The following is a 21,223-nucleotide window of genomic DNA, read 5'->3' as shown; positions in this document are numbered from 1 at the left end:
ACCAAGAGCAAAGCCAAGTTTACTGTTTCAGTCCCGTTGCCGGGATTCAGTTAATTGAAAGGTTGCCATAGCCTTAACTAATTCTGTGCTGAAAGACGGGTTTCAGTCCCGTTGCCGGGATTCAGTTAATTGAAAGCACCACTCAGTCAGAGGCGATCGCTATCACCACCGAAGTTTCAGTCCCGTTGCCGGGATTCAGTTAATTGAAAGTCTGGGAAGCGGTCGCCGCTAAGCTCGGAATGATAGCGTTTCAGTCCCGTTGCCGGGATTCAGTTAATTGAAAGTCGGGCGGGTAAATTCCCGCCTTTTTCTCATGGTTTCAGTCCCGTTGCCGGGATTCAGTTAATTGAAAGTATTCTCATTCCGGCAGTCGGTTTAGGTCTGGTAGTGTTGTTTCAGTCCCGTTGCCGGGATTCAGTTAATTGAAAGTTCGTCGCGGGGGAAGAAATCATGCCCTGTACACTGAAGGTTTCAGTCCCGTTGCCGGGATTCAGTTAATTGAAAGTCTCAGTTTCGACATCTGTAATGCGCTCTTCCATCCAATGTTTCAGTCCCGTTGCCGGGATTCAGTTAATTGAAAGCCGCTCACAACTTTGGCAACGCGCCACGCCGATTGAGGTTTCAGTCCCGTTGCCGGGATTCAGTTAATTGAAAGCCCCTATTCCCCCGGTGACAAACCCGGAAGTTACTTCAGCGTTTCAGTCCCGTTGCCGGGATTCAGTTAATTGAAAGTTTTGCCTGAAGCTAAAAGGCTCACAACCTTAATGTTTCAGTCCCGTTGCCGGGATTCAGTTAATTGAAAGTGCAGCCAAAATTTGCCATCATCGAAAACGTCACAGGTTTCAGTCCCGTTGCCGGGATTCAGTTAATTGAAAGTGAACACGCAATCAAAATCGGAACCTTTGACCGGATGTTTCAGTCCCGTTGCCGGGATTCAGTTAATTGAAAGTTTGCTAAGGTAGCCGCTCCGAACCTGTTCTGAGTGGTTTCAGTCCCGTTGCCGGGATTCAGTTAATTGAAAGATTGATTGTACGGATATGTCGTGGGTGCTATGGATGGTTTCAGTCCCGTTGCCGGGATTCAGTTAATTGAAAGATCGGGGTTCCGAAGTCGAGATAATTATCCATTGAGAGAGTTTCAGTCCCGTTGCCGGGATTCAGTTAATTGAAAGTTGCACTTGTGGATGTTTTTGGTCAAAGTTCGATTGAATGTTTCAGTCCCGTTGCCGGGATTCAGTTAATTGAAAGCAGGATCTGTCGAATGGTCGATTGCGCTTAGATTAGAAAGTTTCAGTCCCGTTGCCGGGATTCAGTTAATTGAAAGTTGGAGATGCCTCAACTTCTCGACGTAACCGAAAAGTTTCAGTCCCGTTGCCGGGATTCAGTTAATTGAAAGCGATCGCATTTTCTGCACTTATTCCGGCACTTGAAAAGTTTCAGTCCCGTTGCCGGGATTCAGTTAATTGAAAGCATTTCTAGCCGTCAAGGGCTGGGATGCAACCAAGAATTGTTTCAGTCCCGTTGCCGGGATTCAGTTAATTGAAAGTCTGCGATTCGATGATTGTGGCGATCGTGTTGCAATGTTTCAGTCCCGTTGCCGGGATTCAGTTAATTGAAAGTTTGCGCCAAATATTTAAAGCCGCGTATCAAAGAGAGTTTCAGTCCCGTTGCCGGGATTCAGTTAATTGAAAGAAGATGAATTCGATACCCTCGATAATCAATCCAAGTGTTTCAGTCCCGTTGCCGGGATTCAGTTAATTGAAAGTCTCTCCTTCATGTTCTAAGTCTTCTTCATCTTCGGTTTCAGTCCCGTTGCCGGGATTCAGTTAATTGAAAGCTTAAAACTTTTACCGGGATGGTTCGACAAGGGTGGGGGAGGGTTTCAGTCCCGTTGCCGGGATTCAGTTAATTGAAAGGCCGCCCCCCAGAACCCAGTCACAGAGAGCATTCTGAAGCCGATTTTCGTCAACCTCAATTTTACCTTCATTACAGCCCCGCTTATTGCCACCAATTCGCAACAACTCAGACGGTGCGAACGTTGAAACTATTAGCTTGTCAAGGTTCTGGCGTTTTTCGTCAACCTCCACAAGATTTGCCCTCACTTCGGTTCACGAAAATCATCATAGATCGATCGCCATTATCTGTCAATCAATTTGAGATTAAAAATTGTAGAATCGACCCCAGCAAAAAACCCAATTCCCAGACAGCGCGATCGGGTTTTTCTATTTGAGGTCGATCGACCCTACCTACATATTAATAAACAATCGCCCCTTCCTCCCTAGGCTTCTCGCAACCGTAAGTAATTGTCCGCTTCACCGAACCCGCATCCAAAACATAAATCCGCACCGCATCCTCCTCCGGCCTAATCAACTTTTCAATCTTCTGCTGAAGCTTCACAAACTGCACCGCCGTCAAAAAACACTCAAAAACACTGTACTGCGTCCACTTTCCATACCCGCACAGCAACTTGTGCAGCCGAGTCCGCCGCTTGTTCGCACCATCCGTATCCGGCAAATCGTAAATCACCAAATAAAACAAAGTATCCTTCATTTTTTCACCGCAAAACTAAAACTTTGTAAATCAATGTAGGGGTAGTGCCCCCGTGCCTACCCCTCTACCCCTCTTGCAATCACCGCAAAACTAAAGGCTTGTAAGCAACACCTTCCTGCAAGTGCCGACCCAACAGCCGAGCCTGCAATTCGATCGCCCGCCGATAAGTACAGCGGTACCCAAAAACCGGATGATTGAATTCATCATTCATCTTCCTATCAAAAGCCTGCAAAAACCGCTTCCGACTGCTATCAGAAAGCCGGTAAGCCCCCAAACTTTCAGTAAAATCCGCCGGTTCAAACTCCCGCCGATTCAACACCGACAGCACCAAACTATCAGTTACCAAAGGCCGAAACTCCTCCATCAAATCCAGCACCATCGCCGGTTGGCCCCGACTCACAGCGTGCAAATAACCAATATAAGGATCCAGTCCCGTAACATGAACCCCAGTCGTTACTTGCACCCGCAAAAGTCCGTAACCAAAACTCAACAAAGAGTTTACTGGATCCGTAGGAGGACGGCGATTTCGTCCCGGAAAAAACCACGGTTCTTTCAACATCCCAGCCCAAGCACCAAAATAATTCTTACCCGCCAAACCTTCAACCCCCATAACCTCTTGTAAAGTCTGCTTTTCGGCGACCAACTTCTTATTAGCTTTCAGCGGATTGTCCTTAATATTTTGGCGGTACAAAACCGTATGTTGATTTTGAATCTTCGCCGTCACAATCGACTTTACCAAATCCAGCCTTTTCGCCGCATCGCAGTGCAATTGATACTGAGCCAATCTCAGCGCCCCATTCCGAGAATGCCCCGGCAGCGCCCCTCCTAAATACTTGCCAAAAACCGAAAGATAATGCACCGGAATTCCCAATTCCAAAGCGTAAACCATAGCATCCCCCGTAACTTGAGGATTGCCAACCAGCACCACTTCTTCCACAGTTTGAGCCGGAACAGATTTTTTTTTCCAACTACCGTCTTCCTGCCGCAGCGCTAAAGTAAACGCCTCGTAAGTTTTGCTCAAAACAGCATCCGGCTGAGTCACATAAAGTACAGGCATAACTTAAATCATCTCCTGACGCAACTGTTTAACTTCAAAAGGCAAACAAATTCCTTGCAAACTGCAAGCCTGACATTTTTTAGAATTATCGATAGGCGGCGGAATCGCACCTTCAACAGCTTTTTTAGCCGCCCAAATAGCCTCTTCCGTCATCTGCCGCAACCGCGCCGAAAACTCAACTTTCTCCCGGCGCTTGTTACCCGCATAGAAAATTTCTCCCGAATCAATCGCCCGCCCGGTGCGCTCTTCCAAACACAAAGCAGCAGCGCAAAGTTGAAAATGGTCGTTGAGATACTTGCCCATTTTTCCCTTTTTGTACTCCAAAGGAATTAACAAACCGTCGCGCTCTTCCACAGCATCAATAATGCCACTAACCTTCAGCCGGTCGCTCCACACCCACTGCTGGCGGTGAATCAAAATACCGTCTGATTCCACCGTTCCTTCCTCATCGATGTTTCGGTGCAAATAGCGCCCGATGAGGATATGTTCGTTATCCTCCATTTCCCCCAATTCGTATTCCAAATAAAATCGGCGGTGGCAATATTCCCAAGCATTCAGATAAGCCAAAGGCAAAAAATCTTCATTCATCTTATTTTTCCTTCAATTTCACCTGTCCCATTCCCATTCCTACCTTTCTACCCACCCCCGAAAAAGCTGCAAACCGAGCGAGAACCGCAGCAATCTTAGCCTGTTCCGCATCCGGGAATTCGTATTTCACCCATCCAACCGCCCCAATTTCCGCTCCAGCTTTCATTTTCAGCGCCCGTGTTTGTACCTCAAAACTAGAAGTAACCGCGCTCCATTCCACAGCCGGAAATTGCAGCGCACTCGGAGCAAAAGCATTCCAGCGGCGCAGCAAACTGCCAAATACCAACTCCGGCAGCGGGAAGGGCTGAATTACCTTAATTTGTTTGAAACTGGTTGGCGAGAGAAATTCTAGGGCGATCGATTTTTGACCGGGCGATTCTGCCAACATTTCATAGCTGCTAGCTTGCACGATTTCCACGCAATCTTCCAAGCGGCAAACTACACCAGTCAAAGCAATATCTTTGCCGATATCCTGACTCAATCCCCACAGCAAAGCAGCCAGCAATTCCGATCGCAATAAAGCCAATCTCAAATATTTATGCTGGGGAGATTTTCCCGGTACGGCAACTAAAGCGCCGGGAAAATGAGCTTGTTGGTGCACTTCCTCAGTCAGTGCGGGATTAGCATTTCCTATCCACTCAAAAAACTTAGCATGAACCGCCCTTCCCAAAGTAGGCGGCAGCACCTCCTGGGCCCGCAGCGGAATTTGCAAAACGTGCAGGGATGAAGAATCGACTTCAACTCCCGCAACTTCGCAAGTTTTTTCCTGCCAGATAACAGCCTTATTTCTGCTAATTTGCAGGCAAATAGCCTGCATTAATTCTGGGTAAAATTCCGGCTGCTGCAAAACTGCCATAACTTTTAAAACTCCCCCGCGCGGGGCGGTTGCCATCCAAATTAAAGGATGTTCAAAAGCAGGCAGCCATTCAATTAGCGGTACTGAACGAGTTGAGGCGGCAGCGGGTTTCAATACTAAACTCAATCCGGCGAATTCCTGTTCAGAGTCTTTGGTAAAAGTCATAGCGGGCGCTGGTAGCTGTTAGTTTTAAGGGCAAAAAATCGGTAACAATTGTGCGGTCTTTGTCAAGGGCAGCTTTTTTGGTGGAGAAAGGATTGATTTTGTCAAAGGTAGTGTTTTTGCCGAAATCGTCCATCAGCCCTACGGTGAAACTAAGGCTCAAATTCGGCTGGTAGAGGGGTTCGGCGGTGATTTGAGTTCGATCGGGCAAATACTGAAAAAAGCAGCCCCGCTTGCCAAAATAGTTGATCTGAGCGAACAATTGAGTCAATGCGGGCGATCGGTCGTTTGCCGCGCAGTGAATTTCCAAATTGCCTTCCAAATAAATCCATTCGCGAAATACAAATCCCCCCTGCATCGGAACAGTCGATCGAGTTTTATCGGCTTTATCCGCCGTTTGATCGTAGTAGCGGAGCTTGTAACCGTTGCGGTTGACAACCAATCTTTCCGGCGGCCGCACCCAAATTTGCAAATCTCGAATCCAAGCAAATTCGCCTTCTATCCACTCGTCAAAATCGCTGGAATGCAGCGCCCCTTCGCTTTCCAACAGCACTTTTAAAAGTGCCATTTTAATCGCGTAAGGAGTCGGGACTAAGTTAGAACGGGCGGCCATGCTGGTAGCGTCGGAACGTTTGAGAGAAAACAAACTAACGGGCTGGTAACTGACAGCTAACCACTGGTTAGAACCCCCCCAGCCCCCCTTATTAAGGGGGGAGCTAGAGTCAGAGTTAGAGTCAGAGTTTTGACTCGATTCCCCCCGATTGAGGGGGGAGTTAGAGTAAGAATTTTGAGGATTATTCGATCGCTTCGGCACTGTTGCTCTCCCAGGGTGCAGATAAGGTGATTAATTGTTGAATTTGTTCTGCAAATTCTGCCATTGTTTCAAATCGAAACAGCCGAATTGTTCCCTCTCCGTTAATCCGGTTGAGGGTATTCGCGAGGCTTTCAATTTGACGGTGATAGTCAGCATCTAAAGCACTGATTATCGGTGCGGGACAGCGGCGCGTGCTGACAGCAATGATGCCTTCAAAATGGTCGGGATGGGGTAAATTTGTGTTGCGTTTCGCGCCGTTGGGTTGCAGGAAAGTGTAGAGCACACTTTTGAGTAAAGCATCGAGGCGTTTTTTGCGATCGCCCGCCGCAATGGCATAATTAAAAGTGTGAGGATTGTAGCCGATCCGAAACGCTTCGATATTCAAAACAGTTGCGTACAAACCAGAACTAATCTGCACGTTATAAGGAGTAGGATTGTCAGTCCCGAATTTGGCGTGAAAGTAACTCTGGGTTTTGACAAAACCGGGCAAACCGACAACAGCGCCGAATTCAATAACCGACTCGCGTTTGAGAGTTTGTCCCTTTTTTTCTGTCACCATAAATCCTTCTAAATCGCTGACGGTACAGAGTTGCAAAACCTTCGCAGTTTTTGTCGCTAAATTTGTTTCCGGTTCGGCAAACAAAGGCGTTTTTTGCTTCTCGGCTAAATCGATATCAAACCCAATGCGATCGGGATTAAATTGTCTGCCGCCTTCCGACAAAGGCAGTTCGCTTTCGAGGCAAATTCGGTGCAAATGTTCCGCCTGAATGTGTTTGATCGCATCTCCCGAAACTCCGTTCACAAATTTAGGTTCCGGGTCGCCTTTTTCCACAATGTAATAGCGGCGAGTTAGGGATTGATTGCCCTCATTGCCTTCATTATTCAGGGCGTGTAGCTGCCAAGAAAGCAAACCGCTGAGCGAAATCGAATAAACGGGAAAAGTTGAGTTGTTCATGGTATATTCTCCTTATTTTTGTTTTTCAAAATCTTCAGATTCCGCAGTTTCGGTATTTTCCTTTGCCGAATCATCCGGCAAATCATCCTGAGCTTTCGGCCATTTAGCATAACCGTAAGCAATCAATAAATTCGCCACTAAAACTGTATCGAATTCGTCGAGAAGTTCCATCAACCTGTCCAAATCTTCTTTCTTCGGCTGGACGCGCAGCAAGCGCTTGCCTTGCTTGAGATAGCCTTCCAACAGCCGCAAATTCTCCGCTTCGTACTTAGCCAAAAAATCGGCGATCGCACAAACAAAATCCTTTTTAGAACCCGACTGACTGCTCAAAAGTTGTGCCAAACCGTACTGCCGCTGCCAATCCAATTCTTTCGCCCCATCTTTCGTCTGAATTTTCCCCGCATAAACCGTTGCTTGATTGATTGCCTTAGCAATGCGGAGAAAACTCGCGTCTCTAGTAATTGTCAAGAAATCTGGTGTTTTTTTGGTCATCGTATTGAGTCCTGTTACAGAAAATAAACGGGGAGACTTAGATTTTGGATCGGCGAGGCGTTTGACAGCAAAATCTGCATAACCGACTTGAAACGGAAAGAAATTGCGGAGATTGTTGCCAGCAATAAAATCTCGGTAAGCTGCTAACAACTCGCTGTTTCCTTCCTCAGACGATAAAGACAGTATAACTGACAAATGTTCTTTTAAAACACTTTGATAATCGACAACTTCATCCTGATTTTGGGGACAAATCCAGCCGGGAAGTCCCAGGGTAAAAATATCTTTCACACCATAAACTTGACCTTTCGAGCCAAAATGCGTGCCGCTAAAACCGCCGATAAAGCGATCGACTGATTCCCAAATTTCCAACTCATCTTCTACTTGGCCTTCAGCCTGCGCCGGATGGTTGTTCAGCAGCGTTTGACAGAATCTCAGGACTAATTCAGCATCAAATCTAGCAATGCCGTGTCCGCCGCCAGGGGGGTTGAATACGCGCAGTTCATTGAGAATTTCCCGGTATTTTTGCAATTGAATGTTGCTGGGTTCCAGCACAACAGCGCGCCAATCGTAAGCGCTATCAGAGATTTTGATGCGATCGCACAGTGCAAAGTTAAACAAACCGCCAGCAATCAACCACAAACTCAACCAATCAGTTTTTTGAGGGTCGGTTTTATTGCTATCTGCCTTAATGCGGTTGACACCTTGAACTGCTGTCGGCAAATAAATTTTTACTGCATTTGCCGTCTCGAATAATTTTTCTTTTGTAGCCTCTTTGAACAGTGCAGCAACTTGCTGAGTTTGAGATGTCGAGTCGAGGCTGAATCCTTGGAATAAAGCAACAATAAACTTGCCGTAATTAGTGCTGAAATTTCGCCCTTGCAGCCACAAATCGTTATGATTTTTCTCGTGCCTCATTGACACTAAAATTGTCCCGTTTTGAGTCCTCGGATCGGGAGGTTTTGGGGATTCTTCGGTAAATTTGGGTTGCCCGCGCTGCTGAAACAAATAATCGCGGTACAGCTTTCTAATTTCCGTGTTTTTAACAGTATCGAAAATCGTGGTATCGGCAGGAATTTGAGTGCGATCGGTTTTTGCGCCGCATACCGGAGGAAAAGCATCGGCATAAGATAGTTCAGAAAAAGTTTGGAGATTGACAGGCTTTTTGAACTGAATGCAGTAGCGCGTTCCTTCATCAACAAGCTGCATTTGTGTTTTTTGTTTGGTTCGAGAAAGCGCATATTCAGCTAAATTAGCTAATCCCAGCATTAAAAATGTGTCGGCGTATGTACCGAATTTTTTGATGACAAAAAGCCGATCGACTGTCACTGCTTTTACCTTAATTTATTTAATTGGTTTGATTGCAATACGCTTGGGTTAAAACTGTTTACTCCGAGGAGATCCCCCTAAATCCCCCTTAAAAAGGGGGACATTGAGCAACTTCTTGTCCCTCCCTTTTGTAGGGGCGGTGCCAAGAGTGCCCGCCCCTACAAAAGGGGGGATATGGCTTAACCCAACGGTATTGGCTTTGATTGTATCATCCCAACGGAAAGGGGGTCTTCCAATTGGCAGGTGCGTCAGGCGATTTTCGATTGACAATTGTAAAATCTAAAATTGCACCGATCGCATATCGCACAACCTCAAAGCGCGCACCACCAGCGAATACAGTTGCAAATATTCAATTGCATCCCCATCAAACCGATCGAGTTCAAAAGTTTTCACATCATAAGAATTGCGGCTGAATTTAGGACTTTCCTGCGGCAAACACAGAGTTTTCGGTAAAAAACGAATCAGATTTCGCCAACCCGAATCGATCGCCCTTTGAGCATCTAGATGCAATTGAATCGGCGACATTGCAGCCACATTTTGACTCAGCCATCCCTTCGCCCAAGCCGAATGGTGCCGCCCTGCTGCTAAAATAACCGCGTGACAAATATATTGAATTTGCTCGCGATCGGCCTCAAATTCATCTTCCAACAGCGGCACAAGAACTTGTTTGAGAATTTCCCTCGACAAAAACGCGCTTTCTACGGCGTGATTCGGTCGTTTGTGCTGCTTTTCCCAAGCTTTCAGCGCCTGTTTTTGACTTGTTTTGCCCGGATCGAAATCAGTATGCGCCAACAATTCTGACTTGGGATTTCTGCCGCCAAATTCGCGCCACGCAATCTCCTGCCATCCCCTCATTACTTCCTGCCATTTAACTTGCAACTTGCCCAAATCGTGAGTAAAAATTGCCAACAACACCAAATATTCAAACAGCGCCGCTGTATCTGCTGCTGTCGCTTCAGGAAATATTTTGCTGCGAATCAACCGCCCTCCCGCTGACAGCAACTCATCCCGAACGCTGCTGTATTTTATTTCGCAAGCAGCGCCATTTTTCATGATTTTTGTGGCAAAAGGTTCGCGCCAGCACTTCCACATTAAAACTAAATGACCGACATAATTATCCATGCGGTATTTGTACTCGCTAGCGATTTGTTTTTTCGCTTTCTCCGGCGATGCAAAGCCGTTGCCCTGTTCGTGAATGTCGATGATTAAGCCAACTTCTGCGTCGTATTGAATGTAGCGCGGATTGACCAAGATTTGGACGCTGCCGAGCAAATCTGCGGTCGATTTTACGGGAGTACATATCGGTTGGCTGTAAGTTTCGGCGCGGCTTGGCGGCGGGTATTCAATTCGCTTGAATACCCATTCGCTTGCATATTCTAATTTGTGAAATTCCCGCCATACTTTGCACAAAATTGTGACCGGCAGGGAGAAAGGTAAAAGTTTTTTAAGGTCGATTTGTTCGTCATCAAAATCGATGAAACTTGCTGTTTCCCAAACAAAAATGCTGCGACTGTCTACCAACCGAATTAAGTCGCTAGCAACGCTGCGATCGCCCTGAAAGACGGCTGCATTAAACTTGCGATCGAACTCAGGGCGATCGTTCTGTCTGCGTCTGGCTTGCAGCGCATCCTCGGCTTTGTGAACTCGATCGGTCCACTCTTCCTCCCTGCGAAATCCCACCGGGCGATCGGCTGCTTCCGACTGCGAGTATTCCTCCAAAACTTGCCAAGTAACTTCGCAGATTTCGCGATCGTAAGGCAAAAAGTTTTGTCGCTTTTCTGGATGATTTTCAGTTTCACCATCCTCAAAATCTGCGGTTGACAACTCGGAGTCAATCTGCAATAATTGAAAAGAACGGTAAACGCAAACTTCCCCAGTTTCTCCCGCAAATCGCGCACAGCGTCCCGCCCTTTGCAGCAAAGAATTCATCGGGCAAAGATGCGAGTGCATGACTTGGCAAGTAATATTAAGTCCCGCCTCTATTACCTGAGTAGCAATCAAAACTTGACAGATTCCCTCATTCAACCAATTCTCACAAAATGCTGCTTGCAAGTAAGTTTCTTTATTCGCCCTGTCTGCTGGCAAAAACCGAGAATGCAGCAGCGTAATTTCCAAATCGCCGTTTAAATCAGCAGCTTGTAAATCTTTAAAAATACCTTGAGATTGAGCAACAGTATTGCAAATTACAATGACTCGCCGGCGCGAGTGTTGCTGAATGTCGCCGAGAATAACACTAGCCGTCAGCGGATGGGATACAGCACGAAAAGTCCGGCAGCGGTTGGCTTCAATTTCAGCTAAATCAGCATCTTCAACTTTAACTAATTTCATGGTTAATTTCCTCGATAATGCGATTGGCAAGTTCGTCAGTCAAAGTAGCCGTCATCAGCAAACAAGGGGAAATTCCTTTAACTTGCTGCAACACTTTAATAATCGCAGTGAAAGAGCGATTTGGATCGAGTAAATGCAGTTCGTCGAAAACTAAATAAGCCGCCAAGATTGCTCCTGAATTGACATTAGCAGAACCCCTCCCGACAGAATAAGGTATATTCAGAAAACTGCTCAACATTTGGTCGATCGTACAAAAGATAATATCTCCTTCAAACCTCGGATCTTCCTGATTTTCTCCGGTTTGTAGCGTTACCGCCACCGGGCGAGCTAATTGATGGACTTGCGACCAATTTTTGACTAAAGTTTCGGTTCTTTGGCGGAGGCTGTTAGCGAGGGTTCTGAGCGGAACAACATAGATGAGTTTTGCGGGGAAGTCGAGGTTGAAAGTTTGGGCGAACAGAAAAGGGGCGATCGCAGTTTCAGTTTTACCCGAACCCGTCGGCGCTCTCAGCAAGACATCTTCGCGATTGAGGATTTTTTGGATGGTTTCTGTTTGGAATTGTCGGGGTGCAAATCCAGTCAGCGCGCGAAACAATAGGTTGATGTCAGTATCTGTATAGAATGTCTTCACGGGTAAAAATCCAGATTTTTGTGCGATCGGCGTACAGGAGCTGATATAATCCTAAGCCTGCGAGCAGCTAAAAGCTTCCCATCAAAAATCTTAAATCGCCAACCCAAATTGACATGACTCAAAACTACCGCATCACTCTGTTACCTGGAGACGGCATCGGCCCAGAAATTATCGCTGTAGCGGTAGATGTCCTGAAACTTGTCGGCAAACAATTGGACATCGGCTTTGAATTTCAAACAGCTTTAATCGGCGGTTCAGCTATTGACGAAACAGGCAATCCGCTGCCAGAAAACACTTTAGAAAAATGCCGAAATAGCGATGCAGTATTATTAGCTGCGATCGGCGGTTACAAGTGGGACAACTTGCCCAGACAACAGCGCCCGGAAACCGGACTTTTAGGACTGCGCGCCGGATTGGGATTGTTTGCAAATTTGCGCCCTGCAACTATTTTACCGCAATTAGTTGATGCTTCTTCCTTGAAAAAAGAAGTTGTGGAAGGCGTGGATATTATGGTAGTCCGCGAACTTACAGGCGGCATTTATTTCGGCAAACCCAAAGGCATTTTTGAGACAGAAACCGGGGAAAAACGCGGTGTAAATACAATGGCTTACACCGACTCAGAAATTGACAGAATCGGGCGAGTAGCTTTCGAGACGGCCAGGAAGCGCGGAAAAAGGCTGTGTTCCGTTGATAAAGCGAATGTTTTGGATGTTTCGCAACTGTGGCGCGATCGCATAATTTCCCTGTCTCAAGAATACCCCGATATCGAACTTTCTCACCTCTACGTTGACAACGCCGCCATGCAGTTAATCCGCTGGCCGAAACAGTTCGATACAATTGTCACCGGCAACTTATTTGGAGACATTTTATCCGACGCGGCGGCGATGCTAACCGGCAGCATCGGAATGCTACCTTCTGCTAGTTTAGGCGCATCCGGCCCCGGAGTTTTTGAACCAGTACACGGTTCCGCACCCGACATCGCCGGACAAGATAAAGCAAATCCCATCGCCCAAGTTTTAAGCGCCGCAATGATGCTGCGCTACGGCTTAAATCAGCCGGAAGCTGCTAATAAAATCGAGCAAGCAGTTGTCAAAGTTTTGGATCGAGGTTATCGCACTGGCGATATCATGTCAGAAGGCATGAAACAGGTTGGTTGCAAGGAAATGGGCAATGCTTTAATTGAAGTTTTGCAAGGTTAATTTCGCTGCTAGGGGCTTCTTACCCTTTACTCGTTACTCGTTCCCAGGCTCTGCCTGGGAACGCATTTCAGGAGGCTCTGCCTCCATTAAAACAAAGCAAACGAGACAGAATTTTGGATGCTCATACCATTTTTATAAAGATGTGCTATGGATGAAGTCTTAGCCCCCCCTTAATAAGGGGGGGTTGGGGGGGTAATATCTAGCACTACTTTATGAAATTGGTATCAGCCTCCAGATATCAATTACCAGGATCGGCCTGGTAATTATAAATTATATACTTTAACTTTCGGCTGTCAACATATTAAATTGCTCCGTATTAATGCGATTTGCTTGATACAAAGTTTGAGCGATTTCCGAAAGCGCTAACACAGAATGTGCGCGATAACCGTTGGCCTGCAATTTGTCTTTCACACCCTGTTCGTGGTCGATCAAAACCACAATATCTTCCACATTCAACCCAGCAGATTTTAACTTGCCCGCGCCTACCATGACGCTTTTGCCGCTAATCAGAATATCATCGACTACCACAATCGTTTCTCCTGCCTGAAAATGCCCTTCAATTAACTTGCCCGCACCGTAAGTTTTCACCTCCTTGCGCGGGAAAATCATCGGGCGTTCCATCCGCAATGCTAAACCCGTTGCTGTGGGCAAGGAACCGTAGGGAATTCCGGCAATGCGATCGAATTTTAAATCCTTGAGAATGTCTGCATAGGCGCTGACAATTTGATGGAAAATTTGGGGAGTTGAGATGATTTTTCGCAAGTCGATGTAATAGGGAAAAACCGCTCCCGATGCTTGTACGTGGTCGCCAAAAACTACGCAGCCGATGTCATAAAGTTGCAAGATTAAATCGCGGTTGGACTCTGGTTGCAAAAAGCAAACATCCGGCAGCCACAATTCGCAACTGGGGCTACCTGCGATCGCCCTTTGCCTCTGTTCGTTAATTTTATCCCGCAATTTCTCAATTTCTCGGCGCGGCTCTTTCCCCGCCAACAAACTTGGGGGGACTGGCAGCAATAAATCCTCCCCATTCTTGCTCAAACCGGCCGCCAGCAGTTGTGCGAGGTCGTTTTCTTCTGCAATGTCATTTTCTTCGGCAATGTCTCCTTCAACTAAAATCAGCCGTTCGGGAGCTGCTTGGCGGATGCGCGCCAATATATCAGGCATTACTCCTACTTCCAAACCGAGTTTTTCGGGAGTTCCCCAAGTCTGAGAGACTCGGACTAATTGCAAGTACAAAGGGTTTTCTGCTGTCGGGTATTCTTGCAGTGCGGCGGCTGACGGGTTGGCAGTGGCACAGAGAACAAAAACTGTTTTTCCGGGATATAATAAAAATGGTGCTGCTTCGTCGAATCCGGCGTAGGGACTGAGAGTAATAGCGTCAAATTTCCAGTCTTGAAATACGGTTTTGGCAAACACTCCGCTGGTGTTTAAGTCGCTGTGTTTGGCATCTAAAATTACGGGAATTTGAGGGGGAATTATTGTTAAAATTTGTTGCAGCAGTTCCCAGCCGGGGATGCCGAGAGATTGATAAAAACCGAGGGTGACTTTGCAGGCACAAATTAAATCGGCTGTTTGGTCGATCGCACTTTTGAGCCTTGCCAACAAATCAGTCACAAAACTTTGAGTTTGCTCACCTGTCATCGAAACCAGCGCGGGCAAGGTTTCCGGGTCTGGATCTAGGGCTAAATACAGCAAACTTTGATTGGTTTCAACAGCCGCTAACAGTTTATCGAAAAAGCTGCTTTTATCAGTCATAGTTGGTTGGGGAGGTAAGGGAAAATTACAAATTTGTCTCAGAAACGGGGATTGGTGCTGTACCGGAATCAACCGATCCCCGTTGAAGTTTAAATTAAGAATCTTTTCTAATTGTAGAAGGTAAAGACCATGAAATCTGTAACTTTGGGAGCAGTTTCATTTGGACTGATGTTCGGGTTAGTGGCAGGGGCGATTGCAGCTAATCCTCAGCAAGTCAACCAGTTGCTGCAAACCAACCAGTGTCCCGGATGCGATTTGAGAAGCATTCCCCTGCTGCAAGCGAGTTTAGCAAATGCCGATTTGCAAGGGGCGGATTTGAGAGGTGCAAATCTCAGAGAAGCTAATTTATCCGGGGCAAATTTGAGCGGGGCGGCCCTCGGCGGGGCTTCTTTGCGACAAGCTAATTTAGCAGGTGCTGATTTAACTAACGCTAATTTAATTGGGGCAGATTTGACCGGGGCAAATTTGGACAATGCTAAGCTTGCAGGGGCGATTTGGGTTGACGGTACTATTAAATAAGCTGTACTGTATTTAAATTTAACTTTTGGGCGCAGTCGGAGTACCCGCTCCACAAGATTTTAAAGAAAATCAGCGTACAAATAGAACCTGAACCTCAAGCAAGATCCGCCTTAGAATGTGGATAGTAATGAATGATAAATTCGATCGACTTTTCGACATGGGACGAGTTGCTGCAACGCTACGCTGACGATTTCGGCCGCGTCAATTATCGCGGCTGGAAAGCTGAGGGGGCCGATGTTTTGAAGGCTTGGCTGGCAACTTTGGCGGAGGTAGATTTAGCTGCTGTTACGGATGCCGATGCGCGACTGGCGCTGTGGCTGAATGCGTACAATGCGATCGCAATTTCTCAGGTTCTCGAAGTATACCCCATCGCCTCGATCCGTCCCAAAGTTTTGGGAATTCCGAATTGGCTCGCTTTTTTGGATTTCTTCACCCGTTCCAACTCAATAATTGGCGGTAAAAAATACAGTCTCAATCAAATCGAACACGCAATTTTGCGGCCCGATTTTGCGGAACCGCGCATCCATTTTGCCTTAGTTTGTGCTGCTGTCGGGTGTCCGCTGCTGCGTCGCGGAGCTTATTTCCCGGAGTCGGTGCGGGCGCAACTGGAAGCCGACGCGAGCCGTTTTATTCGCAATCCCGATAAAGTGCGGTACGATGCTGAAAAAAAGACGCTTTATTTGAGTAAAATTTTTGATTGGTACGGCGATGATTTTGTGAAAGTGGCGGGTTCGGTGGCTGCGTATGCGGGCGATTATTTGGGGCCGGAGGCGGCTGTCAGCAATGAATGGGCGATCGTTTTTTTGCCTTACGATTGGAATTTAAATCAAGTTGAGAATTGAGATTTTTTCTCAAAACTATTTTATTTTCATGGTTTATATATTAAGCAGTTGCGGCATTTAAACTGTATGCTAAAAAACGATCGAACAATGAGTGTGGTGGGCTGTCGGGGCCGCCCTGAATATACAATGTTTATTTGCGCGAAAGCTTACTGAGTCATTCGATTTTAGATTTTAGATTTTAGATTTTGGAGGCGACCCCACGGATCGAGGATCGGGCTTGAGGATTTTAGATTTTGGATTGATTCCACGGATCGATCGCGTGGCGGATACCACCTTTGAAATTCGCTTGTTATTGGACTCGGAGGCTGGAAAATTAAAGTTGAAAAATAATTTATGACTGGACAGATCCAAAATTATAGATTGAGCGTATATTACTAATGAATGCAGTACAAAATATCATGGGTTCGCACCGCTAAAAATTTCAGCTTGCCTGTTTGCAGTTAAGCTGCGATCGCCCGCTTGCTGCACAGCCAACTATAAAATACGGCTAAGCGATCGGTATTTAGGAGTGGGTTGATGGGAATTGGGGACGGGTTTATGTATCATTCGATCGGCCTGTAATACTTTTACGGCAACCCGCCCCTACAGCCGAAAATAATAAAAACTATCCTAAAAGTGCGAATTTGTGGTATTTTAACTCAGAATCCGGTAACAGTTAGACAACGGAAACATCAAATTTGGAGGGTGATTATATCGTGGCAGACATTAAAGGCACCGCACAAGGAGACTTTCTAGCAGGAACTCCAGAAGATGACCTAATTTTTGGTTTGATGGGGAATGACACCATTGCCGGAAACTCTGGTAATGACAGCATTTATGGAGGTAAGCAAAGCGATTTTCTTGAGGGCAATTCAGGCCGAGATTCGCTGTTTGGGGATTTAGATAACGACATTATTAACGGCGGAGAAGATAACGATTATTTAGTAGGCGGAAAAGGTAGCGATTCTATATCTGGAAACTCCGGCAATGATGTTTTGTCGGGCGATCGAGATACTGATATTCTGATCGGTGGAGACGGCGCAGACTTATTTGTTTTGAGGCGCTACGCTGAAGCTGACGGTTCCCGTACCAGCGGCGGTGTGAGTTTGGCAAATGCGGACACGATCGCCGATTTTGCAGTCGGCACAGATTTAATCGGCTTGGCCGGAGGTCTCAGTTTTAGCGACTTGAATATTCTCGAAGCTGGAAACAATACTGTTATTCAAGACCGGGTGACTGGAGAATTTTTTGCGGTTCTCCAAGGGGTGAGACAAAGTTCGATCGGCCCGGCAAATTTCACTAATAATATTGGCAGCATTGTTGCCACTCTCCCGCCTCCACCGCGGACAACGGCTTATGCTTTAACTCCTGCTAATCGGATTGTCGGTTTTAGTCTTTCCAATCCCGGAAGTGTCATCTCAGATTTGCCCGTGACTGGATTGCAAGCAGGAGAAAGTTTGCTGGGAATTGATTATCGACCAGCTAACGGTCAACTTTACGGTGTTGGTTCTAGCAATCGCTTGTATACTATCAATCCGATGACTGGGGAAGCAAATGCAGTCGGTAGCGGGCCGTTTGCTGTTCCCCTAACTCCGGGGGCTGCAGGTTTTGATTTCAATCCCACAGTCGATCGAATTCGGTTTGTCAATCAAGCCGGTCAAAACGCCCGCCTCAATCCGAATAATGGCGCAATTGTCGATACTGACACGCTGGCGGGGGGAATTCAACTCGACGGGAATTTGGCTTATGCTGCGGGCGATCGCAATTTTGGGTTCACTCCGGCAGTGGCTGCGTCTGCTTATGCGAATAACTTGGCCGGGGCAACTTCGACGACACTGTTTGCAATTGACAGCAATTTAGACGTTTTGGTGCGACAAGATCCGCCGAATAATGGAGTGTTGAATACGATCGGATCTTTGGGAGTTGATGCCTCTAGCATTCTCGGCTTTGATATCAGGAGTATTGACGGTCGCGAGGTGGCAGTGGCGGCGCTGGAAGTCGGCGGCATTTCTGGCTTGTACAACATCAATTTAAGTACCGGTCAAGCTTCCTTCGCCGGTCAAATTGCCGGCGGAAGACAGATTAACGGTTTGGCTTTGCCTTTGCCTACAGCTTACGCCTTGACTGTTAGAAATGGCGCTGAAGCAATTGTCGGTTTTAACGAGGCGGCACCGCAGGCAATTCTGGGCGACGCAACAGTTACGGGTTTGCAGCCTGGAGAAAGTTTGCTGGGAATTGATTTTCGCCCCGCTAACGGCCAACTTTACGGTGTTGGTTCTAGCAATCGCTTGTACGCGATCGATCCTGTGACTGGGGCTGCAAGTCAAGTCGGGACTGGGCAATTTCCTGTTGGTTTGACTCCGGGGGCTGCGGGTTTTGATTTCAATCCCACAGTCGATCGCATTCGGTTTGTCAATCAAGCCGGTCAAAACGCCCGCCTCAATCCGAATAATGGCGCAATTGTCGATACTGACACGCTGACGGGGGGAATTCAACTCGACGGGAATTTGGCTTATGCTGCAGGCGATCGCAATTTTGGAAATTCTCCGGGGGTGGCGTCTGCTGCTTATGTGAATAACTTGCCGGGGGTAAATTCGACAACTTTGTTTGCCATCGACAGCAATTTAGACGTTTTGGTGCGGCAAGATCCGCCGAATAATGGAGTGTTGAATACGATCGGGCCTTTGGGCATTGATGCCGGTACCGTTCTCGGCTTTGATGTCAGGAGTGTTGGCGGTAACGAAACGGCTTTGGCTGCGATCGATGTTGGCGGAGTTTCGAGCCTGTACAATATCAATTTGACGACCGGTCGGGCTTCCATCGTCGGTCAAATTGGCGACGGGCGATCGATTAAAGGTTTGGCACTGACTTTGATTTAAATAGGGGAAGTCATTAGTCATTAGTCATTAGTCATCAGTTATTTGTTATTTGTTATTTGTTATTTGTTATTTGTTATTTGTTATTTGTTATTTGTTATTTGTTATTGGTTATTTGTTATTTGTTATTTGTTATTGGTTATTTGTTATTGGTAACAACTGACAACTGACAACTGGCAACTGGCAACTGGCAACTGACAACTGACAACTGACAAATAACAAATAACAACTGACAACTGGCAACTGCTTTCCGTACAACGTCATCAGTCCGATGGAAGTCGGAAGAAGGAAGAAAAATAATTAAACTTTTTTAATTTACCGATTCCCGATTCCCGATTCCCGATTCCCAATTCCCGATTCCCGATTCCCGATTCCCAATTCCCGATTCCCAATTCCCGATTCCCGATTCCCAATTCCCAATTCCCGATTCCCGATTCCCGATTCCCAATTTGAGTTAATCTATTATTTTGACCAAAAAGATAAGATGTTATCCCAAGTTTTTTACTTGCTCCGTTCTCGTGCTGACGGCAAATATATCAGCGCTTGTCCCAATCCAGATTCGGCGGTGAGTTTCCTGCTGATGTTTCGCGAAGACTATGATGCTTTGAGCTATCTCAACGCCCATGCTGCTGATGTTGCCGATCGATTCGGAGTAGAATCAATTTCTGGTTCTCAGGTAAAAAAGCTGCTTGAACGTTGGGGCTTTAACGGTGTGGGGGTTGTTCAAGACCCGCTGTTACCCAATATTGAGTTTTTATTGACAAATAATTGACAATTGACAAGATTTGCGATTCACCCGGTTTCTGGAAGAAATCGGGTTTTTTCGTCAAGTTTTGGGGCGATCGCCCGATCGAGCTTCTACACTTCCCTGTCCCATATCTAGTGCAAATTGTCAAATATATTAACCTTTCACCCTAAATATGAATCGTGTTGTATATTCGTAGGTTGATATATCCCGCGTCAGTACATAAATTATGGTTCGAGAATTAGAGCGATCGAGTGCCAGCGAAAAACGCAACCAGTCGGATTTTCCCGAAACAGCACCCGCAGCCAATCCAGTATTTTTCAGGACGTACAGCCGCCGTACCGAGACAGGGCGCGAGACTTGGGCCCAAGTGTGCGATCGAACCGTCAAGGGCTTAGAATCGCTCGGAAACCTCACCCCCGAACAAACAAAGCTCCTGCACCGGATGCAAAGCCAGCTCAAAACCCTCGCTTCAGGCCGCTGGCTGTGGGTAGGCGGCAGCAAATGGATAGAGCAACCAGAGAACTTTTCCGGTGCATATAACTGTTCCTCAACCAATATTCTTGACTGGCGCGCCTTTGGTTTGTTGATGGATTTGGCGATGATGGGCTGCGGCACCGGCGCAGTCTTGGAACCACAATACATCAACCAATTGCCACAGATTAGCAACCGCTTAACCGTGACAGTGCAAGGCGAAATCGGCTCTACACCCGCTGATTCGCGCCGCCAAGAAACCGAAGTAAAAATAGACGAAAAAACCGCCACTATTTATGTCGGAGATTCTCGCCAAGGTTGGGTAAAATCCTATCAAAGTTTGCTGGAATTATCCACAGATGAAAGATTTGCAGGCGAAGTTCAAGTTTACATAGATTTGAGCGACGTTCGCCCGGTGGGAGAGCCTTTAAAAGGTTTTGGCGGAGTCGCAAATCCGGTGAAATTGCCCGACCTTTATCAGCGCTGCGCCACAATTTTGAATAAAGCTCAAGGGCGGCAGTTAAATTCAGTTGAATGCTGCGTGTTGATTGACGAAGCAGCCGTCACAATCGTCGCCGGAAATATCAGAAGAAGCGCGGGGATGCGTCAATTTGAATCTGGTGATGAACTGGGGGCAAATGCTAAAAACAATTTGTGGCAACAAGATGAAAGTGGCAACTGGAGAATCGATCCAGAGCGCGATGCCCTTCGTATGGCAAATCATACCCGTGTTTTTCATAGCAAACCAACACTGGAAGAATGTATTGATGCTGTCCGCAAACAGTATTACAGCGGCGAAGGTGCGATTCAATGGGCCGGAGAAGCTGTAGCTCGATCTAACGTTGACTTACTTTCAACACCGAGTCTTAAACTTGAGTTTTTGAAAGCTTACAACGAAGGAAAAGCTAAAGATTGGTTGCAGAAACGCTATCCTGACATGACGGCTGGCGAGTTAGAACATCGGTTAGTCCGTGTGGGCTTAAACCCGTGTGGTAAGTAATTTTGCCTCACGTTAAAAACCTCGTAAAATCGGAGAAGACTGAGATGTTAATTCCGAGGTAAGTAAGGGAATT

At 46.7% G+C, this 21,223-nt stretch carries 17 protein-coding genes and 1 CRISPR repeat array; of the genes, 6 read left to right on the top strand and 11 right to left on the bottom strand.

What is annotated here, in order from left to right:
* Nucleotides 1-24: 24 nt before the first annotated feature.
* Nucleotides 25-1,915: direct repeats of the CRISPR family, unit length 37 nt; unit sequence GTTTCAGTCCCGTTGCCGGGATTCAGTTAATTGAAAG.
* A gap of 337 nt (nucleotides 1,916-2,252) precedes the next feature.
* The 9 genes from cas2 to WBA89_RS08585 form a co-directional block, all read right to left on the bottom strand.
* Nucleotides 2,253-2,549 (bottom strand): CRISPR-associated endonuclease Cas2, encoded by a 297-nt coding sequence (gene cas2, locus WBA89_RS08625; protein WP_193974341.1) that lies wholly within the window; start codon nucleotides 2,547-2,549, stop codon nucleotides 2,253-2,255.
* A gap of 79 nt (nucleotides 2,550-2,628) precedes the next feature.
* Nucleotides 2,629-3,606: a type I-D CRISPR-associated endonuclease Cas1d gene (cas1d, locus tag WBA89_RS08620; RefSeq protein ID WP_424405632.1), complete on the bottom strand. Its 978-nt coding sequence runs from the start codon at nucleotides 3,604-3,606 to the stop codon at nucleotides 2,629-2,631.
* A 3-nt stretch (nucleotides 3,607-3,609) separates the two neighbouring features.
* On the bottom strand, nucleotides 3,610-4,194 hold the full coding sequence (cas4, locus tag WBA89_RS08615) for a CRISPR-associated protein Cas4 (RefSeq protein WP_424405630.1): 585 nt from the start codon (nucleotides 4,192-4,194) through the stop codon (nucleotides 3,610-3,612).
* A 1-nt stretch (nucleotide 4,195) separates the two neighbouring features.
* Nucleotides 4,196-5,215, bottom strand: a complete 1,020-nt coding sequence (gene cas6 / locus WBA89_RS08610; RefSeq protein ID WP_424405628.1) for a CRISPR system precrRNA processing endoribonuclease RAMP protein Cas6 — start codon at nucleotides 5,213-5,215, stop codon at nucleotides 4,196-4,198.
* On the bottom strand, nucleotides 5,193-5,858 hold the full coding sequence (locus WBA89_RS08605; protein ID WP_424405626.1) for a hypothetical protein: 666 nt from the start codon (nucleotides 5,856-5,858) through the stop codon (nucleotides 5,193-5,195). Before WBA89_RS08605 ends, cas6 begins: the two co-directional genes overlap by 23 nt.
* Nucleotides 5,859-6,006: 148 nt before the next feature.
* Complete coding sequence (locus tag WBA89_RS08600; protein ID WP_424405624.1) at nucleotides 6,007-6,981, bottom strand: DevR family CRISPR-associated autoregulator; 975 nt, start codon at nucleotides 6,979-6,981, stop codon at nucleotides 6,007-6,009.
* Between the two features lie 12 nt (nucleotides 6,982-6,993).
* Nucleotides 6,994-8,799 carry a hypothetical protein gene (locus WBA89_RS08595; RefSeq protein ID WP_424405622.1) on the bottom strand — a complete coding sequence of 602 codons (1,806 nt, stop codon included), beginning with the start codon at nucleotides 8,797-8,799 and terminating at the stop codon, nucleotides 6,994-6,996.
* 279 nt (nucleotides 8,800-9,078) lie between these two features.
* A complete protein-coding gene (locus tag WBA89_RS08590; protein ID WP_424405620.1) occupies nucleotides 9,079-11,127 on the bottom strand; it encodes a helicase-related protein in 2,049 nt (682 codons plus the stop codon).
* Nucleotides 11,114-11,758 (bottom strand): DEAD/DEAH box helicase, encoded by a 645-nt coding sequence (locus tag WBA89_RS08585; RefSeq protein WP_424405618.1) that lies wholly within the window; start codon nucleotides 11,756-11,758, stop codon nucleotides 11,114-11,116. The genes WBA89_RS08590 and WBA89_RS08585 overlap by 14 nt, the downstream gene beginning before the upstream one ends.
* 113 nt (nucleotides 11,759-11,871) lie before the next feature.
* Here WBA89_RS08585 and leuB point away from each other — a divergent pair, with 113 nt between their 5' ends.
* Nucleotides 11,872-12,957, top strand: coding sequence for a 3-isopropylmalate dehydrogenase (gene leuB / locus WBA89_RS08580; protein WP_424405616.1), 1,086 nt, complete (start codon nucleotides 11,872-11,874; stop codon nucleotides 12,955-12,957).
* Between the two features lie 279 nt (nucleotides 12,958-13,236).
* Here the strand turns inward: leuB and WBA89_RS08575 are convergent, their stop codons facing one another.
* A complete protein-coding gene (locus WBA89_RS08575) occupies nucleotides 13,237-14,715 on the bottom strand; it encodes a bifunctional orotidine-5'-phosphate decarboxylase/orotate phosphoribosyltransferase (RefSeq protein ID WP_424405614.1) in 1,479 nt (492 codons plus the stop codon).
* A 129-nt stretch (nucleotides 14,716-14,844) separates the two neighbouring features.
* Here WBA89_RS08575 and WBA89_RS08570 point away from each other — a divergent pair, with 129 nt between their 5' ends.
* From WBA89_RS08570 to WBA89_RS08560, 3 genes are all read left to right on the top strand, one after another.
* Nucleotides 14,845-15,234, top strand: coding sequence for a pentapeptide repeat-containing protein (locus WBA89_RS08570; RefSeq protein WP_424405612.1), 390 nt, complete (start codon nucleotides 14,845-14,847; stop codon nucleotides 15,232-15,234).
* Nucleotides 15,235-15,365: 131 nt separating this feature from the next.
* Nucleotides 15,366-16,076: a DUF547 domain-containing protein gene (locus WBA89_RS08565; RefSeq protein WP_424405610.1), complete on the top strand. Its 711-nt coding sequence runs from the start codon at nucleotides 15,366-15,368 to the stop codon at nucleotides 16,074-16,076.
* A gap of 695 nt (nucleotides 16,077-16,771) precedes the next feature.
* Nucleotides 16,772-18,934 carry a DUF4394 domain-containing protein gene (locus WBA89_RS08560; RefSeq protein ID WP_424405608.1) on the top strand — a complete coding sequence of 721 codons (2,163 nt, stop codon included), beginning with the start codon at nucleotides 16,772-16,774 and terminating at the stop codon, nucleotides 18,932-18,934.
* A gap of 307 nt (nucleotides 18,935-19,241) precedes the next feature.
* On the opposite strand, the gene WBA89_RS08555 is transcribed toward WBA89_RS08560, so the two are convergent.
* The gene (locus tag WBA89_RS08555; protein ID WP_424405606.1) at nucleotides 19,242-19,379 is read right to left on the bottom strand and encodes a hypothetical protein; all 138 of its coding nucleotides are present in this window, start codon (nucleotides 19,377-19,379) and stop codon (nucleotides 19,242-19,244) included.
* A 36-nt stretch (nucleotides 19,380-19,415) separates the two neighbouring features.
* Between WBA89_RS08555 and WBA89_RS08550 the strand changes: the two genes are divergently transcribed.
* Together WBA89_RS08550 and nrdJ are read left to right on the top strand one after the other, a co-directional pair.
* The gene (locus WBA89_RS08550) at nucleotides 19,416-19,703 is read left to right on the top strand and encodes a hypothetical protein (protein WP_424405604.1); all 288 of its coding nucleotides are present in this window, start codon (nucleotides 19,416-19,418) and stop codon (nucleotides 19,701-19,703) included.
* Nucleotides 19,704-19,905: 202 nt separating this feature from the next.
* Nucleotides 19,906-21,150: a ribonucleoside-triphosphate reductase, adenosylcobalamin-dependent gene (nrdJ, locus tag WBA89_RS08545; protein WP_424405602.1), complete on the top strand. Its 1,245-nt coding sequence runs from the start codon at nucleotides 19,906-19,908 to the stop codon at nucleotides 21,148-21,150.
* Nucleotides 21,151-21,223: the final 73 nt, after the last annotated feature.

Source organism: Microcoleus sp. (genome assembly GCF_049646505.1).
Lineage (GTDB): Bacteria > Cyanobacteriota > Cyanobacteriia > Cyanobacteriales > Microcoleaceae > Microcoleus.
This window is presented reverse-complemented; position numbering and strand designations above follow the sequence as displayed.

Coding starts and splice junctions, on each gene's coding strand:
- WBA89_RS08570 (WP_424405612.1), top strand. CDS start 14,845: ATGAAATCTGTAACTTTGGGAGCAGTTTCATTTGGACTGATGTTCGGG.
- WBA89_RS08575 (WP_424405614.1), bottom strand. CDS start 14,715: ATGACTGATAAAAGCAGCTTTTTCGATAAACTGTTAGCGGCTGTTGAA.
- cas2 (WP_193974341.1), bottom strand. CDS start 2,549: ATGAAGGATACTTTGTTTTATTTGGTGATTTACGATTTGCCGGATACG.
- WBA89_RS08550 (WP_424405604.1), top strand. CDS start 19,416: ATGTTATCCCAAGTTTTTTACTTGCTCCGTTCTCGTGCTGACGGCAAA.
- WBA89_RS08590 (WP_424405620.1), bottom strand. CDS start 11,127: ATGAAATTAGTTAAAGTTGAAGATGCTGATTTAGCTGAAATTGAAGCC.
- WBA89_RS08565 (WP_424405610.1), top strand. CDS start 15,366: ATGATAAATTCGATCGACTTTTCGACATGGGACGAGTTGCTGCAACGC.
- cas6 (WP_424405628.1), bottom strand. CDS start 5,215: ATGACTTTTACCAAAGACTCTGAACAGGAATTCGCCGGATTGAGTTTA.
- cas1d (WP_424405632.1), bottom strand. CDS start 3,606: ATGCCTGTACTTTATGTGACTCAGCCGGATGCTGTTTTGAGCAAAACT.
- WBA89_RS08600 (WP_424405624.1), bottom strand. CDS start 6,981: ATGAACAACTCAACTTTTCCCGTTTATTCGATTTCGCTCAGCGGTTTG.
- nrdJ (WP_424405602.1), top strand. CDS start 19,906: ATGGTTCGAGAATTAGAGCGATCGAGTGCCAGCGAAAAACGCAACCAG.
- cas4 (WP_424405630.1), bottom strand. CDS start 4,194: ATGAATGAAGATTTTTTGCCTTTGGCTTATCTGAATGCTTGGGAATAT.
- leuB (WP_424405616.1), top strand. CDS start 11,872: ATGACTCAAAACTACCGCATCACTCTGTTACCTGGAGACGGCATCGGC.